Genomic DNA, 20,542 nt, shown 5'->3' on the forward strand with positions numbered 1-20,542 from the left:
CGGACGTGTGCGGTCAGGAGTCGTCGGGGCAGGACCTGCTGCCCCGACGGCCACCCGGCCCCGCCCCAACGGCCTTGTCACACGGTGAACTTGACGGCTTCGAGCCAGATGCCGTTGTCCAGGGTGCCGCCGAAGATGTAGCGCTCTCCTTCGCCGGGCTTGTCGCAGGCCAGGTTCTGCCAGCCCCTGTCCTTCTGGTGGACCGACTGGCAGACCCCTCGGGCGCCGTCGTCGACGTTGATGGTGAAGCCCAGCATGGCCGGGGCGTCCTTCTTGGAGTCGCCGATGTAGTTGTCCAGGCCGTCGGGCGCACCCGACCAGGGCTCCACGTAATGCCCCTGACCGTTCGTCGAGCCGGGGTTGTGGACGAAGGCGGCGCTGGCGGTGCCGCCCACGCCGGACACCGCGATGTTGAGGGCCGTGAGCGGCCTGGCCTGGCCCACCGTGCCGGCCGTGTCGCCGTCGCACTCCGGGGACGTCCAGCCCTTGCCCTTCACGAAGGCGCGGTAGCAGACGTGCCGGCCGCCGGGGTCGGACGCGGCGAGCTGCCGTACGGCGGTCGCGGCTGTCGGCGCCTTCTTCGGCTGCTCCTCGTCCCCGCCGCCGGAGCCGCCACCCCCGCCGCCGCTTCCGCTCCCGCTCTCGCCGGCGCCGTCGCTCTTCGGCTCCTCCGTCTGCGGCGGCGCCGAGGAGACGGGCGGCGGGGTGGGCGTGGGCGGTGCGGGGGCCGACAGGCTCGGCGAGGGGGAGGGCGGCAGCGTACTGACGCCGGCCTCCCGCAGCTCCGTGGTGGCGCTGACGACCTTCGGCTGGTAGGCGAGCCACAGCGTCAGGAACGTGATGGCGAGCGCCAGGAGGATGCCGAGGCAGGTGGCGAGCCAGCCCGGCAGGAAGCTCCGCTGCACATAGGTGCCCTCGACGTCGAGCGGAGTCACCCCCGACCGCTTCACCGCGAAGGTGTAGGGCCGCTCCTCCTTCGACCCGAACCAGATGATCTGCCGGGGCTTCAGCGTGGCCTTCACGAACGCGGCACGGCCGGGCTCGATCTGCACGTTGCTCGGGTGGATGTCGTACGACAGCTGATCGCCGTTGTCGCTGCCGCTGACCGACGCGGTGACCTTGGTGTTGCCGAGGTTGTCCACGGCGAGCTTCGGCCGGCCCCGCAGGCGTCCCTTCACGGTCGGCGGCACGAGTTCCGCCCGCACCTCCGTGAACGGCGTGATCGTCAGGTTCCCCTCGGGAACGGTCGTCGCCTCCGGATGCTCGGTCGGCAGGATCCGCACCGCGTACGCGTTCGGGCCGGCCGTCGCGTCCGGGGTGCGCGGCGGCGCGAACGTCAGCTCCACCGACCCCGTGGTGCCCGGGTACAACCGGAGCGTCTGCGGCTCCACGGTCGTCCACGGCGCGATGTCACCGACCGGCTCGAAGCGGTACTCGTCGACCACGTCACCGGTGTTGCGCAGCCGCAGCCGTACGGTCGTACTGCTCCCCGGGTCGACGGTCGCGGAGGCGGGTTCGAGGGAAGTCCAAAGGCTCACACCGGGACGCTACGGCAGTGCCCGGCGGCGGGTCAGAGACGCCGGGGCAGCCTTCCGTGCCTCAAGGGGCAGCCTCCGTACCGGTTCCCCGGCCGACGTGGGGCGGCGGTCAGCCCTTGCCCTTGACCTTCGTGACCGTGGCGTTGGAGATGTCCACGGAGTTGGGCAGCATCGCCTGCGGGCGCAACAGGTCCCGGAGCAGGAAGTCCATCAGCTCGGCGCCGCTCATGGCCTTGAGCCGCTGGGCCAGCGGCGGATTGGCCTGCTCGAAGCGGATGATCTCCACGATCGCGCGCTCGACCAGACCGGGGAGGATGTCCGAGCCGGCGAGGATGTTCTTGTGGAGGAGTTCGGGCCGCTTGATCTCCTTCTCCGGGCCGTAGACCATCTCGTCCCCGGGCACCGTGAGCGCGAGCTGTCGCGCGAGCATGTGCGCCTGCTGCTCCTCCGCGTTCTGGATGTCCGAGAAGGCGGTGACCATGCCCATCAGGGCGTCCCCCTCGATCTCGCCCCGCTTGAACTCGCGCACCGGCTGGTACCCGGCCTGCTCTTTCGCCCGCTCGTGCTGACCCGACTTCGCCTTGTGCTCCGGCAGGTCCGGCCGGTTCGCGGGGGCGATGAGTTTGGGGTAGTCGCGCTGGATGAAGTCGCTCAGCATGATCCAGCCCTCGCTCACCAGCCGGCCGATGCCGACCTCCAGCCGGATCTCGCCGAACCGGGGAGCGCGGTCCGTCTTGCCCCTGGGCTCGATGTAGAAGAAGACGAAGCCGTCGTTGCCGAGCACCAACTCGTCGACGTTCATGGTGTTGTTCTCGGCGTCGCCCAGCTCCGACTTCGGCTTCAGCTTCTTCTCCGAGGCGAGCATCGCGTCGGCCCGCTCCTGCTGGGTGTAGTGGGCGAGCACGCTGTTGTTCAGCTCGTTCTCCAGCTTGGCCCTGACGTCCTTGACCCACGCCTTGCCACCCGCGCCGCCGATCTCCTTCGTGAGCTCCGCGCGGTTCAGCTCCGACATCTCCCGGACGTAACCGAAGCCGGACATGCGGAAGTTCACCGTGCTCTGGGCGAACTGGGGGTCCTTCCACATGGTGCCCCGGTCGGTCATGGCCTTGTACGGCGCCGCCGCCGCTTCCGGCATGCGCCCGTCGCGATCGACCTGCTTGCCCACGACGTCCATCTCGGCGCGGACGGCGGCGAGCACCTGCTCCAGATAGCGCAGGTCACCGGGGAGCGCGCCCTCACGCATCGGCAGGGCGAGCATCTGGATGTTCGCCAGCTCCGTCATGCAGTGCGTCGGGTCGCGGACCGTGGACCGGTCGTAGGCGAGGACGGCCTCCTTCACCGGTGCCACCGCCTCGGAGACGGGCTTGTCCTTGATCCAGCCGGCGAACCGGCCGGTCAGCGACTTCGCGGGGGCGTTCGCCACGCTCTCCAGCGTCTCGAGCCCCTTGCGCTGGACCGCCGGCCCGGCCGGCGCACCCGACACACCCGGCGCTCCCGCGCGCCGCGAGGCGTCCGTCGCGCGCTGGACGGGTCCGGGCCCGCCCATGACCCGCCGGGCGGTGGCCTCCGCCTCCTTCTCGGCCCAGTCGGAAGGGTCGGAGACACGCAGGCCGGAACCGTCGTCCGTACCGGGCACCGCGCCGCGCCGCTGCTGGCGGACGTGGTCCAGCTCATGGGCGAGGGTGTGCTTGTCCCGGCCGTCCCACACCACATGGGAGCCGGAGGTGTACGCCCGCGCCCCGATCTCCGCCGCGGACCGTTGGGCCACGGTGTCGGTGTGGACGCGTACGGCGCTGAAGTCCTCGCCGTCGAACCGGCCCTCCATCTCGCTGCGCAGCGACGGGTCCAGCGGCTGTCCCGAGGTGCGCAGGACCTGGTGCACGGCGGAGCGCTGCACCGGGGCGTCGGGTCCGCAGGCCGCGCTGTGCCGGTGGCGCTGCTCCTCGACGGCGCGGGCCACCGCCGCGTTGCCCGCGGCGCGTTGCAGGGCCAGGAGCGCGGCGGCGGGCCCCGGTGGCGGGACGCGACCGGGCCTTCGTTCGTCTCCCGCCCGGCCTCGCTCCCTGTCGTTCGCTCCGTTCCGCTCGCGCACCGGTGCTCCTCGGCTCGACGACAACTGCTCCGGTCGACCAGGCTTACCGGACCGGCCCCCACCCCGGAAGGTACTCGGGGGCAGTCCTGGGGGCAGGGAGAGCCGCCGTTGCCCCCACGTGTGCCCCTGCGGGCAACGGCACTGCCCCCGTCCCGGCCCTCCGGGACGTTTCGGGGGACGCGCTTCGCGCGTGAGGGTGAGAGGCGACCTGTCTCGTACCCCAAGGAGAGCAGAGCATGCCGTCCTACCTGTCGCCGGGCGTCTACGTCGAGGAGGTGGCCAGCGGCTCGCGTCCCATCGAGGGTGTGGGCACCTCGGTGGCCGCCTTCGTCGGCCTGGCCCCGACCGGTCCGCTGAACGAGCCGACCCTGGTGACCAACTGGTCCCAGTTCGTCGCGGCCTTCGGCGAGTTCACCGACGGCTACTACCTCGCGCACTCGGTGTACGGGTTCTTCAACAACGGCGGCAGCGCCGCGTACGTCGTCCGCGTGGGCGGCACGGCCCAGGACGGCGCGTCCGCCGGTTCTCCGGCCGCCGTGACGGGGTCCGCCGCGCCGGCCGCGCTCCCGCCGGGCGAGCCGAAGCAGCTGGGCACGTTCAGTGTGACCGCCATCGCGGGCGGTTCCCTCAGCGTCGAGGTCGCCGACCCCGAGGGCGAGGGCCCCGCCGAGCGCTTCAAACTGATCGTCAAGGACGGCGACAAGCCGGTCGAGACCTTCGACGTGACCGCCAAGAAGGGCGGCCGCAACTACGTCGTCACCCAGGTCAAGGAGCGCTCCAAGCTCATCACGGTCACGGAGACGGCGCCGGCCGCGCAGCTCGCGCGCCCCGACAACCAGACCGTGGCCCTGGCGGCCCCCGCCGCACCGGCCGCCGTCGCGCCCGCCGGGAACGACGACGCCCACCCCGGCCCGGCCGAGTACCTCGGTGACTCCGCCGACCGCACCGGCTTCGGCGGTCTGGAGGCCGTGGACGAGATCTCCATGGTCGCGGTGCCCGACCTGATGGCCGCCTACCAGCGGGGCGCGATCGACCTGGAGGCCGTCAAGGCGGTCCAGCTCGGTCTGATCGCGCACTGCGAGCTGATGGGCGACCGGGTCGCCGTCATCGACCCGCCGCCCGGCCTCAACGCCCGGCAGATCCGGGTCTGGCGCCAGGAGACCGCCGGCTACGACTCCAAGTACGCCGCCCTGTACTACCCCTGGATCAAGGTCTTCGACCCGGCCAGCGGTCAGTCGAAGGTGATCCCGCCGAGCGGTCACGTGGCCGGTGTCTGGGCCCGCAACGACTTCGAGCGCGGGGTGCACAAGGCGCCCGCCAACGAGGTCGTACGCGGCGCGGTGGACCTCGAACTCCAGATCACCCGGGGCGAGCAGGACCTGCTCAACCCCATCGGCGTCAACTGCATCCGCGCCTTCCCGGGCCGTGGCATCCGCGTCTGGGGCGCCCGCACCATGTCCTCGGACCCGGCGTGGCGCTACCTCAACATCCGCCGGTACTTCAACTACCTGGAGGAGTCGATCCTGATCGGCACCCAGTGGGTGGTCTTCGAGCCGAACGACCACGCGCTGTGGGCCCGGATCCGGCGCAACGTCTCCGCGTTCCTGGTCAACGAGTGGCGCCAGGGCGCCCTGTTCGGCCAGCGGCCCGAGGACGCGTACTACGTCAAGTGCGACGAGGAGACCAACCCGCCGGAGTCGGTCGACCTCGGCCGGGTCATCTGCGAGATCGGTATCGCCCCGGTGAAGCCCGCCGAGTTCGTGATCTTCCGGCTGGCCCAGTTCTCCAGCGGCAGCGGCGAGTTGGAGGAGTAGGCCGCCCCCGGCCCGCCCCAGCCGCGTCCGTGCACCAGCCGTTCCGCAAGCCCCTTGCCCCTGCCCCTTAGAAGGACACAGAACAGATGAGCCTCGCGCCGGGTGACGCCCTTACTTCACACAATTTCGGCCTGCAGATCGACGGGGTGATGGTCGAGTACCTCGCGGAGGTCAGCGGCCTCACCCTCGAACAGGACGTCATCACGTACCAGCAGAACTCCGCCCAGGGCCGGCCCGAGGTCAACCTTCTGCCCGGTGTGCAGAAGAACGGGCAGTGCACCGTGGTCCGCGGTATGACCCAGTCGGCCGCGTTCAACACGTGGATCAACGACTCGATCAACGGTCAGATGGGCTCGGCGCGGAAGAACGCGTCGATCATCATGATGGATTACCAGAACAACCCGGTGAAGCGGTACAACATGCGCAACGCCTGGTGCAGCAAGATCGACGCGAGCACCCTCAAGGCCGGCGAGGCGTCCGCGCTCACCGAGACCGTGACCATCGTCTTCGAAGAACTGGTCATCGAGTAATGCGGCGTACGGCTGGCAGGGCGGGCGCGATGACGGTGACGGGGCAGGAGGAGGCGGCTTCCGCCGCGTCCCCCTTCCCCACCACCGCCGCTCCCGTCGCCGCGCCGGAACCGGCGGCTGCTCCGGCTGTCGCGCCGGTGGCGCAGCGGCTGCGGACGGAGTTCCCGTTCGAACTGCCGCGCGGCTACGTCGACGAGGCGGGGAACGTTCACCGGGAGGGCGTGATGCGTCTCGCCACCGCCCGGGACGAGTTGATCCCGCTCCGCGACGTCCGGGTCCAGGAGAACCCGGCGTATCTGTCGGTCGTGCTGCTCGGCCGGGTCATCACCCGGCTGGGCAATCTGCCGATGGTCCACGACGGGATCGTGGAGAACATGTTCGCGTCCGACCTCGCCTTCCTTCAGGACTTCTACCGGCAGGTCAACGCGGAGGGCCACACCCGCGCGGCCGTGGAGTGCCCCCACTGCTCCGAGCCCTTCGAGGTCGAACTCGGCGGGAGCCGCCTGGGGGAATCGTGACGTACGCGACCGACCGGCTGCACGAGGAGATCGCGTACGTCGCCTTCCACTTCCACTGGAGCTTCGAGGAGATCCTCGACCTCGAACACCACGACCGCCGCCGCTACACCGAACAGATCGCGTCCCTCGTGACACGGGGCGGGTCGGAGGGCTGAACACGTGGGCTTCATGGATCGCCTGCGGGGCGCCGCCGGGTCGGCGGCGCGCCGGGGTGGGGTTGACGGCGGTGCGTCGGCCGGCGGGGCCGGGGGCGGTTCGGGTGCCGGGGCCGACGCGAGTGCCGGGGCCGACACGGGTGCCGTGATCGGTTCGGATGCCGTGATCGGTTCGGGTGCCGCGGGTGCCTCGGTCGACGGGACCGCTTCGGTCGGTGGGGGCGCTTCCGGCGGTGGGGGCGCTTCCGGCGGTGGGGGTGCTTCCGGCGGTCGCGGTGGTTCCGGCGGTGGTTGGGAGGGGCTGGGCCCGATTCAGCGGGCCACCGGGGGGCGGGCCTCTGTCGCGGACGCCGGGTTCAGCGGGCGGTTGAGCACCTGGCAGAACCCGTCCTTCACCGGGACCCTGTCCCACGCCGTCCTGCCCGACGCGCCGGGTGGGCTGGTCAGGAACGTCCTCACCACGTCGGCGGCACCCGTCGCCGGCCTGGAACTGCCTTCGCGCACCCTGCCGGTGGCGAGCGCCGAGCCGAACGGCGAGCCGGAGGCCCCGCCCTCCACGTCCACGTCGGTCGACCCTCGGCCTGTGCGGCGAGCCCCGTACCGGGTCACGCCGACCCGTCCGACCGGCCCCCGGGTCACCCCCGCACCGCCCCACGCCACCCGGCCTACCCCGTTGACCAAGGCCCCCGCCTCACCGGCCGTCCAGCGCCGGACACTGCCGACGGCACGGCCACAGGCCTCCGGGCCCGCCGGAGCACCGGAGGGTACGGCTACGGGGCCGACGACACCGGGGGGTGCGTCGCCCGGGCGGGCGGCGGCGGACGGCTCCTCGTCCGGGCCCATGACTTCCGGTGGCTCCGCGTCACCGCGTCCGGCGCCGGCCGTCCCGTCGGCGCGTACGGCATCCGCGGGAAGCGGGACGGGCCCTGCGGACTCGGGTACGGGCCCGGTCGGCACGTCGGGCGGCGCAGCCGACGCCGCCTCCGGAAGCACCACCGCCGACCCCGGGCGCGCGGGGCTCGCCATCCAGCGGGCGATGCCTGACACCGCCGCCGGTACGACGCCGAACTCCGGCCGAACGTCGGCGAACCCCGACCGTACGGTGTCGAACCCCGCCGACGCGGCGACGAAGTCCAGCCGTGCGACGTCGAACTCCGCCGGCACCACGACGCAGCCCGCCCGCACCACGACGCAGCCCGCCCGCGCGACGACGAACTCCGTCGGCGCACCGACGAACGTCGGCCGTGTGACGGGGAATTCGGCCGGTACGGCGCCGGATTCCGCCAGTACGCCGACGAGCCCCCGTCGCACAGTGGGCGACACGGCCGGGATCGCGCCCCCGTCCGACGCCACGGGCAACCGGTCCGCGGGCGGCCCCACCCCCTCCGGACGGGGCGAGGTCAGCGTCCAGCGGGCGACGACGTCAGCCGGCGCCGCGTCGGGCACCCCCGTGCAGACTGGCGCCTCCCCTGCCGGCCCCGAACGGGGCATCGCCGGCCGACGGGCGGTCCCCGGGGTGGGCGCCGCAGCAGGCAACCCCGTCGGCGCGGGCTCCGACCCCGGCCCCGGCCCTGGGCACGGCGAGAAGCACGTCCAGCGGGCGACGACCGAGAACAGCGCCACGGCAGCCGACCCCGCCGGTACGACGACCGGCCCCACTGACACGCGCACCAACCGTTCCGGCATCCCGGTCACGCCTCGAAACGCGGACGTCGACCTCCAACGGGCGGTGACCGGTTCCGGCCCCACTTCAGCCGACCTCACCGGCACCCGTACCAACCCTGCCCACACCACGGCCACCCCCGGACCTTCCGAGCGCACCGTCCAACGCACAGCGACCGGTTCCAGCCGTACTGCGGCGAACACCACCGGCGCGGCGAACAGCAACCCCGCCGGAGCAGCGGACAGCGCTCACGCAGCGTCCGCCCGCCCCGGTGGCACGGCTTCCGGGACCGGCGACGCGGCGGCTGACGCCCGACCGTCCAGGGCCGCTCTCGGCAACCCGGCGGGCGCCACGCCCCTGACGTCGACGACTCACAGGACGACCCCCAGCGGCCCTGCCGCACGGACCCCCAACCCCGGCACCCCGTCCGTCGACGTTCAGCGCTCAGCGACCGGCCCCACGGGCGCACCGGCCACAGCCGACGCCGACAGCCCTGCCCACCCGCGTTCGGCCCCCGGGGCAACGGCGCCCGCCTCCGGGCCCGCCGCGACCGGCCCCTCCGACGTGCGGCGAGTGACGGCCGCCCCCAGCCGTACGGCAGCCACGCCACCCGGAGTCGGCGCCTCGGCTCCACACGACCGCAGCGCAACGGCAACGGACCTCGGCGGCACGGCGGTTGGCCCGACCGTCGCTCCCTCCGCGACCGCTGCCGCCCCGCCCACCCGCAGCGCGGCCGACACCGTCCAACGGACAACGGCCGGCCCCCGTGACGCGGCCCCCGCCCCCGCCACCGGCCCGACGCACGGCACCAGCCCGACCCCCGCCGGCACCGCTACCAACCCCACCCCCGGCTCCGGCACCCGTACCGCTACCGATGTCCCCGGCAGCTCCGCGCGGCCACAGCGGACCGCGCCCAGCCCCCAGCCGCCCACCGTGCAGCGGAGCACCTCCACCAGCACGCGGCGCATGGGCCTCGGCACCCCCACCGCCGGCCCCGTGCCGCCCACCACGCCCCCACCCCCGGCGCCCCCGGCTCAGCCCACCGTGGCCCCCGCCCCCGTTCCCACCCCCCGTCAGCGCCCCCTTCTCGGTGCCCCCCTCTCCACCCCTCCCGACGGCGCGAAGCCACTGTCCGGGCGCCCGATCCCCGGCGCCCCGAGCCCCATCGCCCACACCTCTCCCGTCCAGCGAGCGACGGCACCGCACCGGGGCCTGACAACCACCGGCCCCGCCCCGGCCCTCCCTGAAGGGACGCGGCCAACCGCGCGGCCAGCCACGCACGGCCCGCAGTCGCCCCAGGACCCGACCCGGCACACCCCCGAACGAACCAGCACACCGACGGCCCCCGCAGGGCCGAAAGCCCCGTCCGCCCTGCCCATACCGTCCGCCCTGCCCATGCCATCCGCCTTGCCCGCACCCTCCGCCCCACCCGCACCCACCACCACCCCGGTGCGCCCCCTCACCCCCACCCGCGCCCTGACCACAGCCCTGCCCACCCCCACCACCAGCCCGCCCCCCTCAATCCAGCGTCAGACCCCCCGGCCTGCCGTCCCCCTGCGCCGCCCCGCGACCCTCGGCACCGGCACCGGCACCGGCACCGGCAGCGGCAGCGGCAGCGGCCCGGCCGTACAACGCCTCACCGCGGACAGGCCCGTCTCGCCCGCCTCACCCGCCTCACCCGCCTCACCCGCCTCACCCGCCTCACCCGCCTCGACCACCGTCGCTCCCACGACGCCCCCGCAGGCACAGCGAGCACCGCAGAAGCCGACCCTCCTCCCCGCCCTCCCGGTGGTCCGACGCCAAGCCCCCACCCCACCCACACCCCCCGTCACCGCCCAGGCACCCACCCCGCCCCGCGCCGCACCGTCACCCGCACCCACAGCCGCCCCCACACCCCCGCCCGCACCCCCCGCCATCCAGCGAGCCCCGGAAGCCCCCCTCCGCCCCAGCCCCGCCACCACAACCACCGCCACCACCACGGCCACGGCCACGGCTCACCGCACCCCGCCGACCGACGCTCCGCCCCCCTACGCCGCAGTGGACCCCGCAAACCAGTTCGACCCCCGGTCCCTCACCGACTTCCAGCTGGACGAGCTGACCCACAAGCTCATCGGTCGCATCACCCGCCTCGTCCGCACCGAACTACGCCTCGACCGCGAACGCATCGGCAAACTCCGCGACCCCCGCCACTGACCCCCGCCACACCTGCCACCGACTCCCACCAACGACCTCACCACCGACCCCCACCCGGCCCGCACCGCCCCACCCGACCCGCACAACCCCGGCGGCAGCCGCCCGCAGAAAGGCCCACCCGATGCCCCGCGATCTCGACCCGGGCTCCACCATCTTCTTCACCCTGACGATCGACGGCGAGAGCCTCGGTTACTTCAACGGGTGCGAGGGGCTGTCCTCGACGGTGGAGATCGAGCACCGCCAGGAGGGCGGGAACAACGGGTTCGTCTGGCAGTTCCCGTCACGCGTGACGTTCTCGAACATCCGGCTGACGAGGCCGCTCACCCCGGACACCGCCAAGGTCGCGGCGTGGATCTCGTCCGTGGCGACGGGCGTGAAGCGCCCAACCGCCCAGATCGCGGCGCTGCGCGCGGACGGCTCGGAGGTGGCGCACTGGGGGCTGATCGACGTCCTGCCGGTGAGCTGGCAGGGGCCGTCCCTGGACCCGTCGAACCCGAGCGTGGCGACCGAGGTCCTGGAGATCACCCACCACGGATTCACGGACTGAGGGGCGGGGACAGCACATGGCGAAGGGCAGCAAGGGCGGCGCGGGCAAGAGCCTCGTGCGGGCCACACTGGCCATCCACGAGCCGCCGGTCGGGACGAGCACGACACCCGGCGGGCTGATCAGGACGTTCAGCTTCGAGTTCAATCCGGCGGAGCTGACGCTGCGCCAGGGTGCCCAGTGGAAGACCACGATCAGCGCGGCCGTGCGCGACGGCGCCCTGCCGGAGTTCATGGGGCCCGAGGCCCGGCAGATGAACGTCGAGATCTTCCTCGACTCCTCCGCCAAGCCGAGCGGCACCACGGTGCTGAAGAAGGTGGAGTCGCTGCTGTCGTGCTGCGAGGTCACCTCCAAGAGCCTCGCCGCGAAGCAGCCGTCGCCGCCCTGGGTGGTGTTCCAGTGGGGGTCGTTCTCGACGGCCCGCTTCACGGCGTACGTCAGTTCCGTGGACGTCACGTACTCCCTGTTCGGGACGACCGGGGTGCCGATCCGGGCCACCTGCCGGCTGTCGCTGCACGAGATCCCCAGCAACACCAAGGGGCAGAACCCGACGTCGGGCGCGCTGACCGCGCGGAGTGTGCACCGGGTCGTCGCGGGCGACTCGCTGCAGTCGCTGGCGTGGCGGGAGTACGGGAACGCGTCCGCGTGGCGGGCGATCGCGGAGGCCAACGGCATCGACGATCCCACCCGGCTGCCCACCGGCATCGAACTCGTCCTGCCGGCCGCCGAGGAGGTCGGATTCTGATGGTGAAGCCCTCTTTCTCCAACGTCATCCACGTCACCCTCGACGGCGCGAAACTGCCGCCGGAGTACGCCGATCTGCTGGTCGGCGGCTGGGTGGACCTCGGGGCCGGGGTGCCGGGCGCGTTCCGGCTCACCTTCCGGGACCCGCACGGACTGCTGCTGGGCAAACTGAACGTCAGGTTCGGCACCGAGGTCGTCATCGCGCCCGTCGCCGACGGACAGGGCGCGGGCACCCCGCTGCTCACCGGCGAGGTCACCGGCATGGAGACCGACTACGACGGCACCGGCACCTTCACCGTCGTCCGCGGCTACGACCCGGGGCACCGGCTGATGCGGGTGCGCAGGGTGGCGGCGTACCGCAATCAGACGGCCTCCGACATCGCCCGCAAGCTGGCCGGGATGAACGGCATCCCGGTCGGGCAGGTGCAGGGCACCAAGACGGTCTACGACTTCATCTCGCAGTCCAACGTGACGGACTGGGACTTCCTGGCGCGGCTCGCCGACGAGAACGAGATGGTGATGTCGCTGGACTCGCAGGGGAAGTTCCAGTTCGTCAAACCGAAGCCGGCGTCCGGCGCGCCCCCGACGAGCACCCCCGGCGAGAAGAGCCCGTTCGTGCTCCAGGCCGGGGTGGACATCCTGCGCTGCCGGGCCGCCGTCACGGCCGCCGACCAGGTCGGCCGGGTCGAGGCACGCGGCTGGAACGTCACGACGAAGAAGAAGCTCACGGCGACCACCCCGGCGAACGACAACCCGGGGATCGCCATCGGCACCACCCCGCAGAAGGCGGCGGGTGCCTTCAAGGCCGCGAAGCTGGTGGAGACCGACACGCCGTACGACCTCCAGACCGAGGTCACGCACGCCGCCGGCTCCCTCGCGGACGACATCACCTCGTCCTTCGCCGAGTTGGAGGTCACCGTGCGCGGCAACCCGAAGCTGCGGCCCGGGGTGCCGGTCACGCTCACCGAGGTGGGCACCCCGTTCGAGGGCAAGTACACCTGCACCTCCGTGCGGCACTCCTTCGGCGACGGCAGCCACTACGAGACCTGGGTGACCGTCAGCGGACGGCAGTGGCGCTCCCTGTTCGGCCTGACCTCGGGCGGCACCTCCGCCTCGCCCCGGCTGCCCAGTGTGGCCAACGCCCTGGTCACCGACGTACAGGATCCGCTGAAGCAGGGCCGGGTGAAGCTCCAGTTCCCGTGGCTGGACGACACCTACGTCAGCGACTGGACGCGGACGGTGCAGATGGGCGGCAAGGGCGGCGGCGGGATCTTCCCGCTCGACGTCGGCGACGAGGTGCTGGTCGCCTTCGACCGGGGCGCCCTCGACCACCCGTTCGTGATCGGCGGCCTCTACAACGGCGTCGACAAGCCGACGCCCGTGAAGGACGTGTGGCTGCACGACCCGGTGAAGAAGAAGGCGATCCGGCACACCCTGTCGGACCGCGAGGGCAACCGGGTCGACCTGCTCAGCCAGCAGACAGGCCTGCGCAAGCAGGGCGTACGGATCGCCAGCGGCAACGACAGGCTGATCATCAACCTGGACCGGACGAAGACCGAGATCACCGTGGACAGCAAGGGGGCCGTCAGCATCACGGGCGGCACCTCGGTGTCCGTGAAGGCGGGGACCGATCTGACGCTGAGCGCGCTGCGGTCCGTGACCATCCGCAGCGGCGGCCCCCTGAACCTCCAGGGCCAGGGCATGGTCGGCCTGAGGTCGCTGGGCGGCGCGGTCAACATCAACGCGGTCGGCGCCCTCTCCATGAACGCGGCGGGCGCCGCGACGCTCAGCGCGGCCGGGACCGTGCAGATCAACGCCGTCGGCCAGGCGGCGCTGCGCGCGGCCAACGTCGACATCACGGGCATCGTCATGGTCAACAAGAAGCTGTATCCGATCCCGTGACGGCCCCCTTCCTGTCGCCCCGGCCCGACAGGTCGCCATGGCCGCTCACGTCGCCATCGCTCGTCGAGTCGCCGTGGTCGGTCGCATCGCCCTGGTCCGGGGGCCGCTCATGAGTACACGTTCGTCCGCAAGGTATGGAAGGGGGGTGGCCCGCTGATGGCCGAGCAGTTCGTCGGATCCGGCTGGGCGTTCCCGCTGCGCATCGGCCCCACCGGGGGCATCGCCCTGGTCAGCGGGGAGCGGGAGGTCGAGGAGGCCATCCGGCTCGTCCTGGCGACCGCGCCGGGTGAGCGGCCGATGCGCCCGGAGTTCGGCTGCGCCATCCACGACCTGGTGTTCGCGCCGGTCAACGAGGCCACCGCCGGCCGTATCCAGCACGAGGTGTACGCGAGCCTCGACCGCTGGGAGCCGCGGATCGAGGTGACCGACGTCGAGGTGACGGCGGGCGCCGACCAGGGCGTCCTCTTCATCGACGTCCGCTACTCGATCCGAGGCACCAACAACCCGCGCAGCCTGGTCTTCCCGTTCTACGTCATCCCCTCCCACGACGAGCCGGACCCGACCTCCGAAGGCTCCGACCGTCCCGAACGCCCCGACCGTCCCGAAAGCGACCGCTGATGGCCCTGCCCTCCCCGAACCTCGACGACCGCCGCTTCCAGCAGTTCGTCGACGACGCCAAGCGCTACATCCAGCAGCGGGCCCCGGAGTGGACCGACCACAACGTCTCCGACCCCGGGGTCACCCTGGTGGAGACGGTCGCCCACATGGCCGACCAGATCGTCTACCGGCTCAACCGGGTGCCGGAGAAGAACCATCTGGCGTTCCTGGACCTGGTGGGCATCACCCTGTTCCCGCCCTCGGCCGCCCGCACGGACGTGACGTTCTGGCTGTCGGCGCCGCAGGAGGAGCCGGTGGCACTGCCGGTGGGCACCGAGGTCGCGACCGTACGCACCGAGAGCGAGGAGGCGGTGGTCTTCACCACCGAGCGCGAACTGGACGTCGTGCCCTGCGCGTTGCGGTACCTGGTGACCCAGCGGCCCGGTGAGCCGGTGGCCGACCGGACCTCCGACCTCGCCGAGGGCAAGGACCTGATGTGCTTCGCGGAGTCCCCGCGGCCCGGCGACTGCATGCTGTTCGGGCTGACGGCCGCCGTGCCGCACTGCGCGGTGGTGCTCGAACTGGACAGCGTGGTCGACGGTGTCGGCGTGGACCCCCGGCAGCCGCCGCTGGTCTGGGAGGCGTGGACCGAGGACGGCTGGACGGCGTGCGAGGTCGACCGCGACGGCACGGGCGGCCTGAACCGTCCGGGCGAGGTCGTCCTGCACATGCCCGGCGGGCACACCCTGTCCCGCACCGGCGGCCAGGAGGCCGGCTGGCTGCGCTGCCGGGTCACCGAACCCCTGCCCGGCCAGCCCTTCTACACCACCTCGCCGACCGTCCGGGCCGCCGAGGCCTTCACCATCGGCGGCACCACCACCGTCGTCCACGCCGAGACCGTGTACGACGAGGCGCTCGGCGAGTCCACCGGCCTGCCCGGACAGCGGCTGCGCCTCGCGCACTTCCCCGTGGTCGGCGACACCCCGCCCGTGCTGCTCCAGACCGCCGAGCACGACGGCTGGACCGACTGGGACGTCGTCCCGTCCTTCGCCGCGTCCACCTCCTACGACCGCCACATCACCCTGGACTCCGCCACCGGTGAGATCGCCTTCGGCCCGGCGGTGCGGGAGCCCGACGGGAGCCTGCGCCAGTACGGGGCCGTCGCGCCCAAGGGGTCCGTCATCCGCGCCGTGCGCTACCGCACCGGCGGGGGCCGGGCCGGCAATGTGGCCCGGGGCGCCATCCGGGTGCTGCGCACCTCCGTCCCGTACGTCTCCGAGGTCGTCAACCGGGAGGCCGCGCGCGGCGGGGTCGACGCGGAGACCGTGGAAGAAGCGAAGGTCCGGGCACCGATCACCTTGCGCGCCCAGGAACGCGCGGTGACCCTGCGCGACTACGAGGAACTCGCCCGCCGCGCGGCCCCCGAGACCGCCCGCATCACCTGTCTGGAGGGCGAGGAGGGCGAGCACGGGGCCTACGCGGTACGGGTGCTGGTGGTCCCCCAGGCGGTCCCGGACCCGGGCGGCCGGCTCCGCTTCGAGCAACTCGTCCCCGGTGACGCCCTGTTGCGCCGCATCACCCGCCACCTGGACGAGCGCCGCCTGATCGGCACGCGGCTGGCCGTCGGCCCGCCCTTCTACCAGGGCATCACGGTCGTCGCCACGCTGCACGCCTTCCGGGGCGTGGACACCGACCGCGTCCGCCGTCAGGCCCACGACGCGCTCTACCGCCACCTCGACCCGCTGACCGGCGGCGCCGACGGCCGGGGCTGGCCCTTCGGCCGCCCCGTCCAGTCCGGCGAGGTCTTCGCCGTCCTCCAGCGGGTGCCCGGCGTCGAACTCGTCGACGACGTCCAGCTCCACCCCGCCGACCCCCTCACCGGCAAACGGGGCGACCCCACCAACCGCATCGACCTCTCGCCCCCGTCCCTGGTCTTCTCCTTCGACCACCGGGTCCGCGTGATCGGGGACAAGCAGTGAAATCTCTTGACGGGGCGCAGCCCCTGAAGGGGCGCGGGGCTGTTACATATGCGGCTCCGCCGCGTGGGCGCGAGCAACCACGACGAACCCGCGGCCGCCGGCTCACCGCACCCCCCGAGCTCCTGGGCGCACCCGGAGGCCGCACATGAGGGGCTCCATAGACGGCCTCGGCTCCTCGCACCCCATCGGCACGATGCTCCCCGCCGTGTTCGCCGACGACGACCTCGCCCAACGCTTCATCGGCGGCCTCGACGAGGTCCTCGCCCCGATCCTCTCCGTCCTCGACTGCCTGGACTCCTACTTCACGCCGTCCCTGGCCCCGGTGGACTTCACCCAGTGGCTCGCCGGCTGGGTCGGCGCCGAGACGGACGGCACGGAACCGGAGGACCGCCTGCGCGCCGCGGTCGCCGCCGCCGCGTATCTGCACCGGGTACGCGGCACCCGGCGCGGCCTGTCCGAGGCCGTACGCCTGGTCTTCGGCGTGACCCCGGAGATCACCGAGAGCGGCGCCGCCACCTGGGACGCCCGCCCCCTCGGACCTGTCCCGGGCGAGCGCCGCCCGCGCCTGCACGTGGCCCTGCGCCTGCCCGATCCCACCCCGGCGGACGAACACCGGCTGGACAGCCTCGTCGCCGCCGCCCGCCCCGCCCACATGCCGTACACGGTCCAGGTGACCGCCGCCGAAAGGATCCCCGAGAGATGACCAGCCCGACCCCCGGCACCGGCCAGGCCCAGAGCTGCGCCGAATGCGGAACCCGCGGGGAGCCCGGCCAGTCCTTCTGCGACGCCTGCGGCGCGGTACTCGGCTGGTCCGGCACCCCGGCCCGGTCCGCCACGGGCGCCGCCAGGAGCGAGTCCGCCGACCGCGCGCACACCTCCGGCACCCCGAGCGACACCTCGGCCGGGTCGGACGCCGGACGCGCGACGAGCCAGGCCCAGGCCGACGGCGCACGCACGGCGGACGCGACCCCGGACCGCCCGGCGCCCGCCCCCGCAGCCGCGACCGCAGCCGCGACCGCGACCGCGACCGGACACCCGAGCCCCGAAGCCTCGCCCTCCTCCTCGGCCGCCGCCCCGGCCCCGACGAACGCCGAGCGTGACGCCGCCGGCAACGAGCCGGGTTGGGACGCCTCCTCCCTCCCGGGCGCCGGGACCGGTACGGCCCGCACGGCACACGACACAACCCAGGCGGGAGCGACCCCGGCGACCGTCCTCGCCTCCGAGGCCCAGACCCGACCCCAGCCCCAGGCACAAGCCCCGGCACAGGCCCAGCCTTCAGCACCCCACCCCCACCCCGGCGACGAGGACCCCACCACCCCCCTCCCGACCCACCCCTCCCCCGCACCCCCCACCTCACCGGCCCCGACACCGCCCCCCTCCCCCTCCCCCTCCGCCGCAGACCGGGCCAGGTCCCTCCTGGTCCCGGTGGCCGACCCCGAGCACCGCGCGCCCGCGGAGCCGGCCGTCGCCCCCGTACTGCCGGGCCGCCCCGATGTGCAGCGCCCCCAGGTCCGCGCCCCGCAGCCGGAGTTCGGCGCCGAGGGCGGCGTACCCTGCCCGTGGTGCGGGACCCCCACCCGGCCGGACCGGCACTTCTGCGCACGCTGCGCGATGCCGATGGCCGGCCGTACCGAGGCACCGGCCCGGCTGCCGTGGTGGCGCCGGGTGCTGACCGGCCGCAACACGGAGACCCCGTGGGCGGGTGACCGGCCCCGGCTGCGCCGCGGCTTCGGCCAGATCCTCAGCTGGCTGGTCGGTGCCCTCGTCCTGACCCTGATCGTCACCCTCGCCTTCCAGGCCGACGACGCCTACCAGGCGACCCGCGACCACTTCGCCAAGCGCGCGTCGGTGGTCCCGGACAGCTTCAAGGCGTCCCGTTCGTTCCCCGGCCACAAGCCGCAGCTGGCCTTCGACACGTACAGCAACACGTGGTGGGGCCCGGGTGTCACCCAGTCCGGCGAGGGCGAGTGGATCGAGGCCCGCTTCGAGGAGCCGACGCGTCTGCTCGACGTGGTCATCACCCCGGGTGTCTCCAAGAACGCGGACCAGCGCGCGGAGTCGGCCCGCCCGCACCGCATCGAGGCGAAGATCACCGCCCCCGACGGCTCCGTCTCCACCAAGACCCTCACCCTCGACCAGAGCGCCGGCGGCCAGCGCCGCAAGTTCCGGGTCGGCGCGGCGGAGACCGTCCGGTTCACCCTGCTCTCCGCCTACGGCGCCGACGCCAAGAAGCAGGTCGCGATAGCCGAGATCGAGTTCTTCGGCCGCTCCAACGGCGGTAGCTGAAAAACGGCTCACCCATCTCGCCGTCCGCCCCCCTCACGTGACGACCGCCAGGGCCCCTCCTAAGGTGGGCACTTCGAACGTGAGAGGGGCGGGCGGTGGGCATGGAAGCGGAACCAGCCGGTGGGTGGCCTTCCCTCGCAGCGTAGAGACCGTGACTGCAGGGGAAGTGGGGAGTCATGGCAGGCAAGAGACGGAAGTTCGATGCGGAGTTCCGTACGGGGGCTGTGCGGATTGCGACTCGCGAAGAACGGCCGGTCGTTCGGCGACACCCTTCACGCCGCGCTGGGCGGCGGTGGGCGACTTGGTCAGGCAGACAGTGGAGGACTGGCGGCACAACGAAGCTCCGGACGGGCAGGGCGACTTGGGAAGGTCACCCCGTCAACCGGAGCTTCGTTGCGTCCGTGACGGACTTCCCCGGATCGTCACACCTCGGCGGCCTGCGCGTCTCCATGACCCTCAGGACTCTGAATCAGCCCTGCCCACTCGACCCGCCGGGATGATGAATGTGAATCATGTCAGCTGGGCTTAGAGCTCATAACACGGCCAGTGTTTCCTGAGGTGCCGTGGAATTCTGTTCGCCGTTCCATGTCGCGACAGGTCGTCAGCCGCGATTCACAGTCGAGCACTTCGGTCTCGCCCGACCAGCGCACCTCAACAAGACTGCGTGATGAGCTCTACACAACACTTATCCCTGGGCGGAAGCGTCGTTTATGAACCAGCCCTCAGGGGAATTACCCCAGCTCTTCTGGCACTCCCACCGCGCCGCGTCGGCCCGCTGGCTCAGCGCCGCATCACACTCAGCCTTGGTGCTGTAGTAGGTCGCGGCTTGAGCGGAACCAGCGGTCACGAGGCCGGCGCCGACGGCCACCGCGACACCTGCGGCGAAAAGCGCGAGCTTATTGCGCATTGGATTTTCCCCTTTTGCAAACACTTGACTAATCCGTAGAGGCATTTCTGATGCAACGGAAACCTATTCGAATATTCCGTCGCATTTAGACTACATGGCGTTTAGTGAGCGCCGAACATCGATCTTGTGAAGATTCCGCGAATTGCCGAGTCCGTCGGACATCTGCAGCGGTTGGTCTTGCTCCGGTGTCCAGATGGGCAAGCGGCTGCGCGCAAGCGGTCACCCTGCCCCCCGACTCGAAGGGAGACTCCATTTCATGAAAGAATCGAATCTTGGCACGATTTTCCCGTCGCCCGCTTGAGCTCCGCCGTCGCGCGGTGCGCATGGTCGCCGAGGTGCGCGACGACTACCCGAACGAGACGGCCGCCCTGCAGGCGGTCGCCGACAAGCTCGGCATCGGCTCCCGCGAGACACCGCGGAACTGGCTGAAGCAGCACGAGATCGACGCGGGGACGCGTCCGGGGACGACGACGAAGGAGTCCGGAGCACGACTGCAAGATCGCCCCTTCCACCTCCTACGCCCGCAAGAAGCGCCTGGTAACTCCCTCCGCCCGTTCCGTGCGCGATGAGGAACTCAAAGAGCGGCATCCAGGAGGTCTACACGTCCAACCACCGTGTCCACGAGGCCCGGAAGATCTGGCGCGAGCTGAACCGCCAGGGACATGCGGTGACCCACTGCACCGTCGAGCACTGGCCACTGGAGATCGTCCAGCCATGGAACTCCTGGCTGACGACTGGGCTGGATGACGAAAAGGCGCCCTTCCGTCCTACGCGACGGTGGGCGCCCCTTCGTGCTCGGCTCACTTGTTCAGGTGGCCCCAGAACTCGTCGAACGACAGGAGCTTGTCGCCGTTGAGGTCGCGGGTGCGGATGATGACCTCCGCCACGGACTCGGTGACGTTCCAGTCGCCTTCCTGGGCCAGGGCGGTCTTGAACTCGGCGGCGGTGATGAACCCGTCGCCGTCCGCGTCGATCCGCTGGAACTCCTTGCGCGCTGCCTCGATGTCGGCCACCGATCCGCCCCTTCTTGGTGCCCTGCCTCTTCGAGGCAGTCCTGCTGACAGTCCTACTGACGCAGGT

General features: G+C 72.2%; 19 protein-coding genes. 14 read left to right on the top strand and 5 right to left on the bottom strand.

Annotation, left to right across the window (positions count from 1 at the left end; translation table 11 throughout):
* Positions 1–77 precede the first annotated feature (77 nt).
* Both K1J60_RS13470 and K1J60_RS47140 read right to left on the bottom strand, forming a co-directional pair.
* A complete protein-coding gene (locus tag K1J60_RS13470; protein ID WP_220646434.1) occupies positions 78–1,538 on the bottom strand; it encodes a hydrolase in 1,461 nt (486 codons plus the stop codon).
* Positions 1,539–1,647: 109 nt separating this feature from the next.
* Complete coding sequence (locus K1J60_RS47140) at positions 1,648–3,630, bottom strand: eCIS core domain-containing protein (RefSeq protein ID WP_220646435.1); 1,983 nt, start codon at positions 3,628–3,630, stop codon at positions 1,648–1,650.
* A 236-nt stretch (positions 3,631–3,866) separates the two neighbouring features.
* On the opposite strand from K1J60_RS47140, the gene K1J60_RS13480 reads away from it, so the two are divergent.
* From K1J60_RS13480 to K1J60_RS13495, 4 genes are all read left to right on the top strand, one after another.
* Positions 3,867–5,444: a phage tail sheath subtilisin-like domain-containing protein gene (locus K1J60_RS13480; protein ID WP_220646436.1), complete on the top strand. Its 1,578-nt coding sequence runs from the start codon at positions 3,867–3,869 to the stop codon at positions 5,442–5,444.
* 86 nt (positions 5,445–5,530) lie between these two features.
* Complete coding sequence (locus K1J60_RS13485; RefSeq protein WP_033526822.1) at positions 5,531–5,974, top strand: phage tail protein; 444 nt, start codon at positions 5,531–5,533, stop codon at positions 5,972–5,974.
* Entirely contained in the window at positions 5,974–6,492 is a 519-nt protein-coding gene (locus K1J60_RS13490; RefSeq protein WP_220646437.1) for a hypothetical protein, read from the top strand. The genes K1J60_RS13485 and K1J60_RS13490 overlap by 1 nt, the downstream gene beginning before the upstream one ends.
* Positions 6,489–6,647: a DUF6760 family protein gene (locus K1J60_RS13495; RefSeq protein WP_086786782.1), complete on the top strand. Its 159-nt coding sequence runs from the start codon at positions 6,489–6,491 to the stop codon at positions 6,645–6,647. The genes K1J60_RS13490 and K1J60_RS13495 overlap by 4 nt, the downstream gene beginning before the upstream one ends.
* 312 nt (positions 6,648–6,959) lie before the next feature.
* Here K1J60_RS13495 and K1J60_RS13500 read toward each other — a convergent pair whose 3' ends face one another.
* Complete coding sequence (locus tag K1J60_RS13500) at positions 6,960–7,970, bottom strand: hypothetical protein (protein WP_220646438.1); 1,011 nt, start codon at positions 7,968–7,970, stop codon at positions 6,960–6,962.
* On the opposite strand from K1J60_RS13500, the gene K1J60_RS13505 reads away from it, so the two are divergent.
* From K1J60_RS13505 to K1J60_RS13540, 8 genes are all read left to right on the top strand, one after another.
* Positions 7,960–10,503, top strand: a complete 2,544-nt coding sequence (locus tag K1J60_RS13505; RefSeq protein ID WP_220646439.1) for a hypothetical protein — start codon at positions 7,960–7,962, stop codon at positions 10,501–10,503. The genes K1J60_RS13500 and K1J60_RS13505 overlap by 11 nt on opposite strands.
* A 121-nt stretch (positions 10,504–10,624) precedes the next feature.
* On the top strand, positions 10,625–11,050 hold the full coding sequence (locus K1J60_RS13510) for a phage tail protein (protein ID WP_033526819.1): 426 nt from the start codon (positions 10,625–10,627) through the stop codon (positions 11,048–11,050).
* 16 nt (positions 11,051–11,066) lie between these two features.
* On the top strand, positions 11,067–11,792 hold the full coding sequence (locus tag K1J60_RS13515; RefSeq protein ID WP_033526818.1) for a CIS tube protein: 726 nt from the start codon (positions 11,067–11,069) through the stop codon (positions 11,790–11,792).
* Positions 11,792–13,693 carry a VgrG-related protein gene (locus K1J60_RS13520; protein WP_220646440.1) on the top strand — a complete coding sequence of 634 codons (1,902 nt, stop codon included), beginning with the start codon at positions 11,792–11,794 and terminating at the stop codon, positions 13,691–13,693. The genes K1J60_RS13515 and K1J60_RS13520 overlap by 1 nt, the downstream gene beginning before the upstream one ends.
* Before the next feature lie 156 nt (positions 13,694–13,849).
* Positions 13,850–14,311 (top strand): GPW/gp25 family protein, encoded by a 462-nt coding sequence (locus K1J60_RS13525; protein WP_033526816.1) that lies wholly within the window; start codon positions 13,850–13,852, stop codon positions 14,309–14,311.
* Positions 14,311–16,269: a putative baseplate assembly protein gene (locus tag K1J60_RS13530; RefSeq protein ID WP_220646441.1), complete on the top strand. Its 1,959-nt coding sequence runs from the start codon at positions 14,311–14,313 to the stop codon at positions 16,267–16,269. Before K1J60_RS13525 ends, K1J60_RS13530 begins: the two co-directional genes overlap by 1 nt.
* Positions 16,270–16,414: 145 nt before the next feature.
* Positions 16,415–16,972 carry a phage tail protein gene (locus K1J60_RS13535; protein WP_033526814.1) on the top strand — a complete coding sequence of 186 codons (558 nt, stop codon included), beginning with the start codon at positions 16,415–16,417 and terminating at the stop codon, positions 16,970–16,972.
* Entirely contained in the window at positions 16,969–18,555 is a 1,587-nt protein-coding gene (locus K1J60_RS13540) for an NADase-type glycan-binding domain-containing protein (RefSeq protein WP_220646442.1), read from the top strand. Before K1J60_RS13535 ends, K1J60_RS13540 begins: the two co-directional genes overlap by 4 nt.
* A 685-nt stretch (positions 18,556–19,240) precedes the next feature.
* Here the strand turns inward: K1J60_RS13540 and K1J60_RS13545 are convergent.
* Complete coding sequence (locus tag K1J60_RS13545; protein WP_220646443.1) at positions 19,241–19,462, bottom strand: hypothetical protein; 222 nt, start codon at positions 19,460–19,462, stop codon at positions 19,241–19,243.
* 272 nt (positions 19,463–19,734) lie between these two features.
* On the opposite strand from K1J60_RS13545, the gene K1J60_RS13550 reads away from it, so the two are divergent.
* Together K1J60_RS13550 and K1J60_RS47145 are read left to right on the top strand one after the other, a co-directional pair.
* The gene (locus tag K1J60_RS13550) at positions 19,735–20,031 is read left to right on the top strand and encodes a hypothetical protein (protein ID WP_220646444.1); all 297 of its coding nucleotides are present in this window, start codon (positions 19,735–19,737) and stop codon (positions 20,029–20,031) included.
* The gene (locus K1J60_RS47145) at positions 20,028–20,318 is read left to right on the top strand and encodes an IS3 family transposase (RefSeq protein ID WP_398683208.1); all 291 of its coding nucleotides are present in this window, start codon (positions 20,028–20,030) and stop codon (positions 20,316–20,318) included. The genes K1J60_RS13550 and K1J60_RS47145 overlap by 4 nt, the downstream gene beginning before the upstream one ends.
* Here the strand turns inward: K1J60_RS47145 and K1J60_RS13555 are convergent.
* Entirely contained in the window at positions 20,263–20,475 is a 213-nt protein-coding gene (locus K1J60_RS13555) for an EF-hand domain-containing protein (protein WP_005480082.1), read from the bottom strand. The genes K1J60_RS47145 and K1J60_RS13555 overlap by 56 nt on opposite strands.
* Between the last annotated feature and the right edge of the window lie 67 nt (positions 20,476–20,542).

It is taken from the genome of Streptomyces akebiae (assembly GCF_019599145.1).
Classification (GTDB): domain Bacteria; phylum Actinomycetota; class Actinomycetes; order Streptomycetales; family Streptomycetaceae; genus Streptomyces; species Streptomyces akebiae.

Bases quoted from the DNA above. Each gene is read 5' to 3' on its own strand.
- K1J60_RS13535 (WP_033526814.1), top strand. From the start codon at position 16,415: ATGAGGGGCTCCATAGACGGCCTCGGCTCCTCGCACCCCATCGGCACG.
- K1J60_RS13480 (WP_220646436.1), top strand. From the start codon at position 3,867: ATGCCGTCCTACCTGTCGCCGGGCGTCTACGTCGAGGAGGTGGCCAGC.
- K1J60_RS13510 (WP_033526819.1), top strand. From the start codon at position 10,625: ATGCCCCGCGATCTCGACCCGGGCTCCACCATCTTCTTCACCCTGACG.
- K1J60_RS13520 (WP_220646440.1), top strand. From the start codon at position 11,792: ATGGTGAAGCCCTCTTTCTCCAACGTCATCCACGTCACCCTCGACGGC.
- K1J60_RS13525 (WP_033526816.1), top strand. From the start codon at position 13,850: ATGGCCGAGCAGTTCGTCGGATCCGGCTGGGCGTTCCCGCTGCGCATC.
- K1J60_RS13515 (WP_033526818.1), top strand. From the start codon at position 11,067: ATGGCGAAGGGCAGCAAGGGCGGCGCGGGCAAGAGCCTCGTGCGGGCC.
- K1J60_RS13530 (WP_220646441.1), top strand. From the start codon at position 14,311: ATGGCCCTGCCCTCCCCGAACCTCGACGACCGCCGCTTCCAGCAGTTC.
- K1J60_RS47145 (WP_398683208.1), top strand. From the start codon at position 20,028: ATGAGGAACTCAAAGAGCGGCATCCAGGAGGTCTACACGTCCAACCAC.
- K1J60_RS13485 (WP_033526822.1), top strand. From the start codon at position 5,531: ATGAGCCTCGCGCCGGGTGACGCCCTTACTTCACACAATTTCGGCCTG.
- K1J60_RS13545 (WP_220646443.1), bottom strand. From the start codon at position 19,462: ATGCGCAATAAGCTCGCGCTTTTCGCCGCAGGTGTCGCGGTGGCCGTC.
- K1J60_RS13490 (WP_220646437.1), top strand. From the start codon at position 5,974: ATGCGGCGTACGGCTGGCAGGGCGGGCGCGATGACGGTGACGGGGCAG.
- K1J60_RS13540 (WP_220646442.1), top strand. From the start codon at position 16,969: ATGACCAGCCCGACCCCCGGCACCGGCCAGGCCCAGAGCTGCGCCGAA.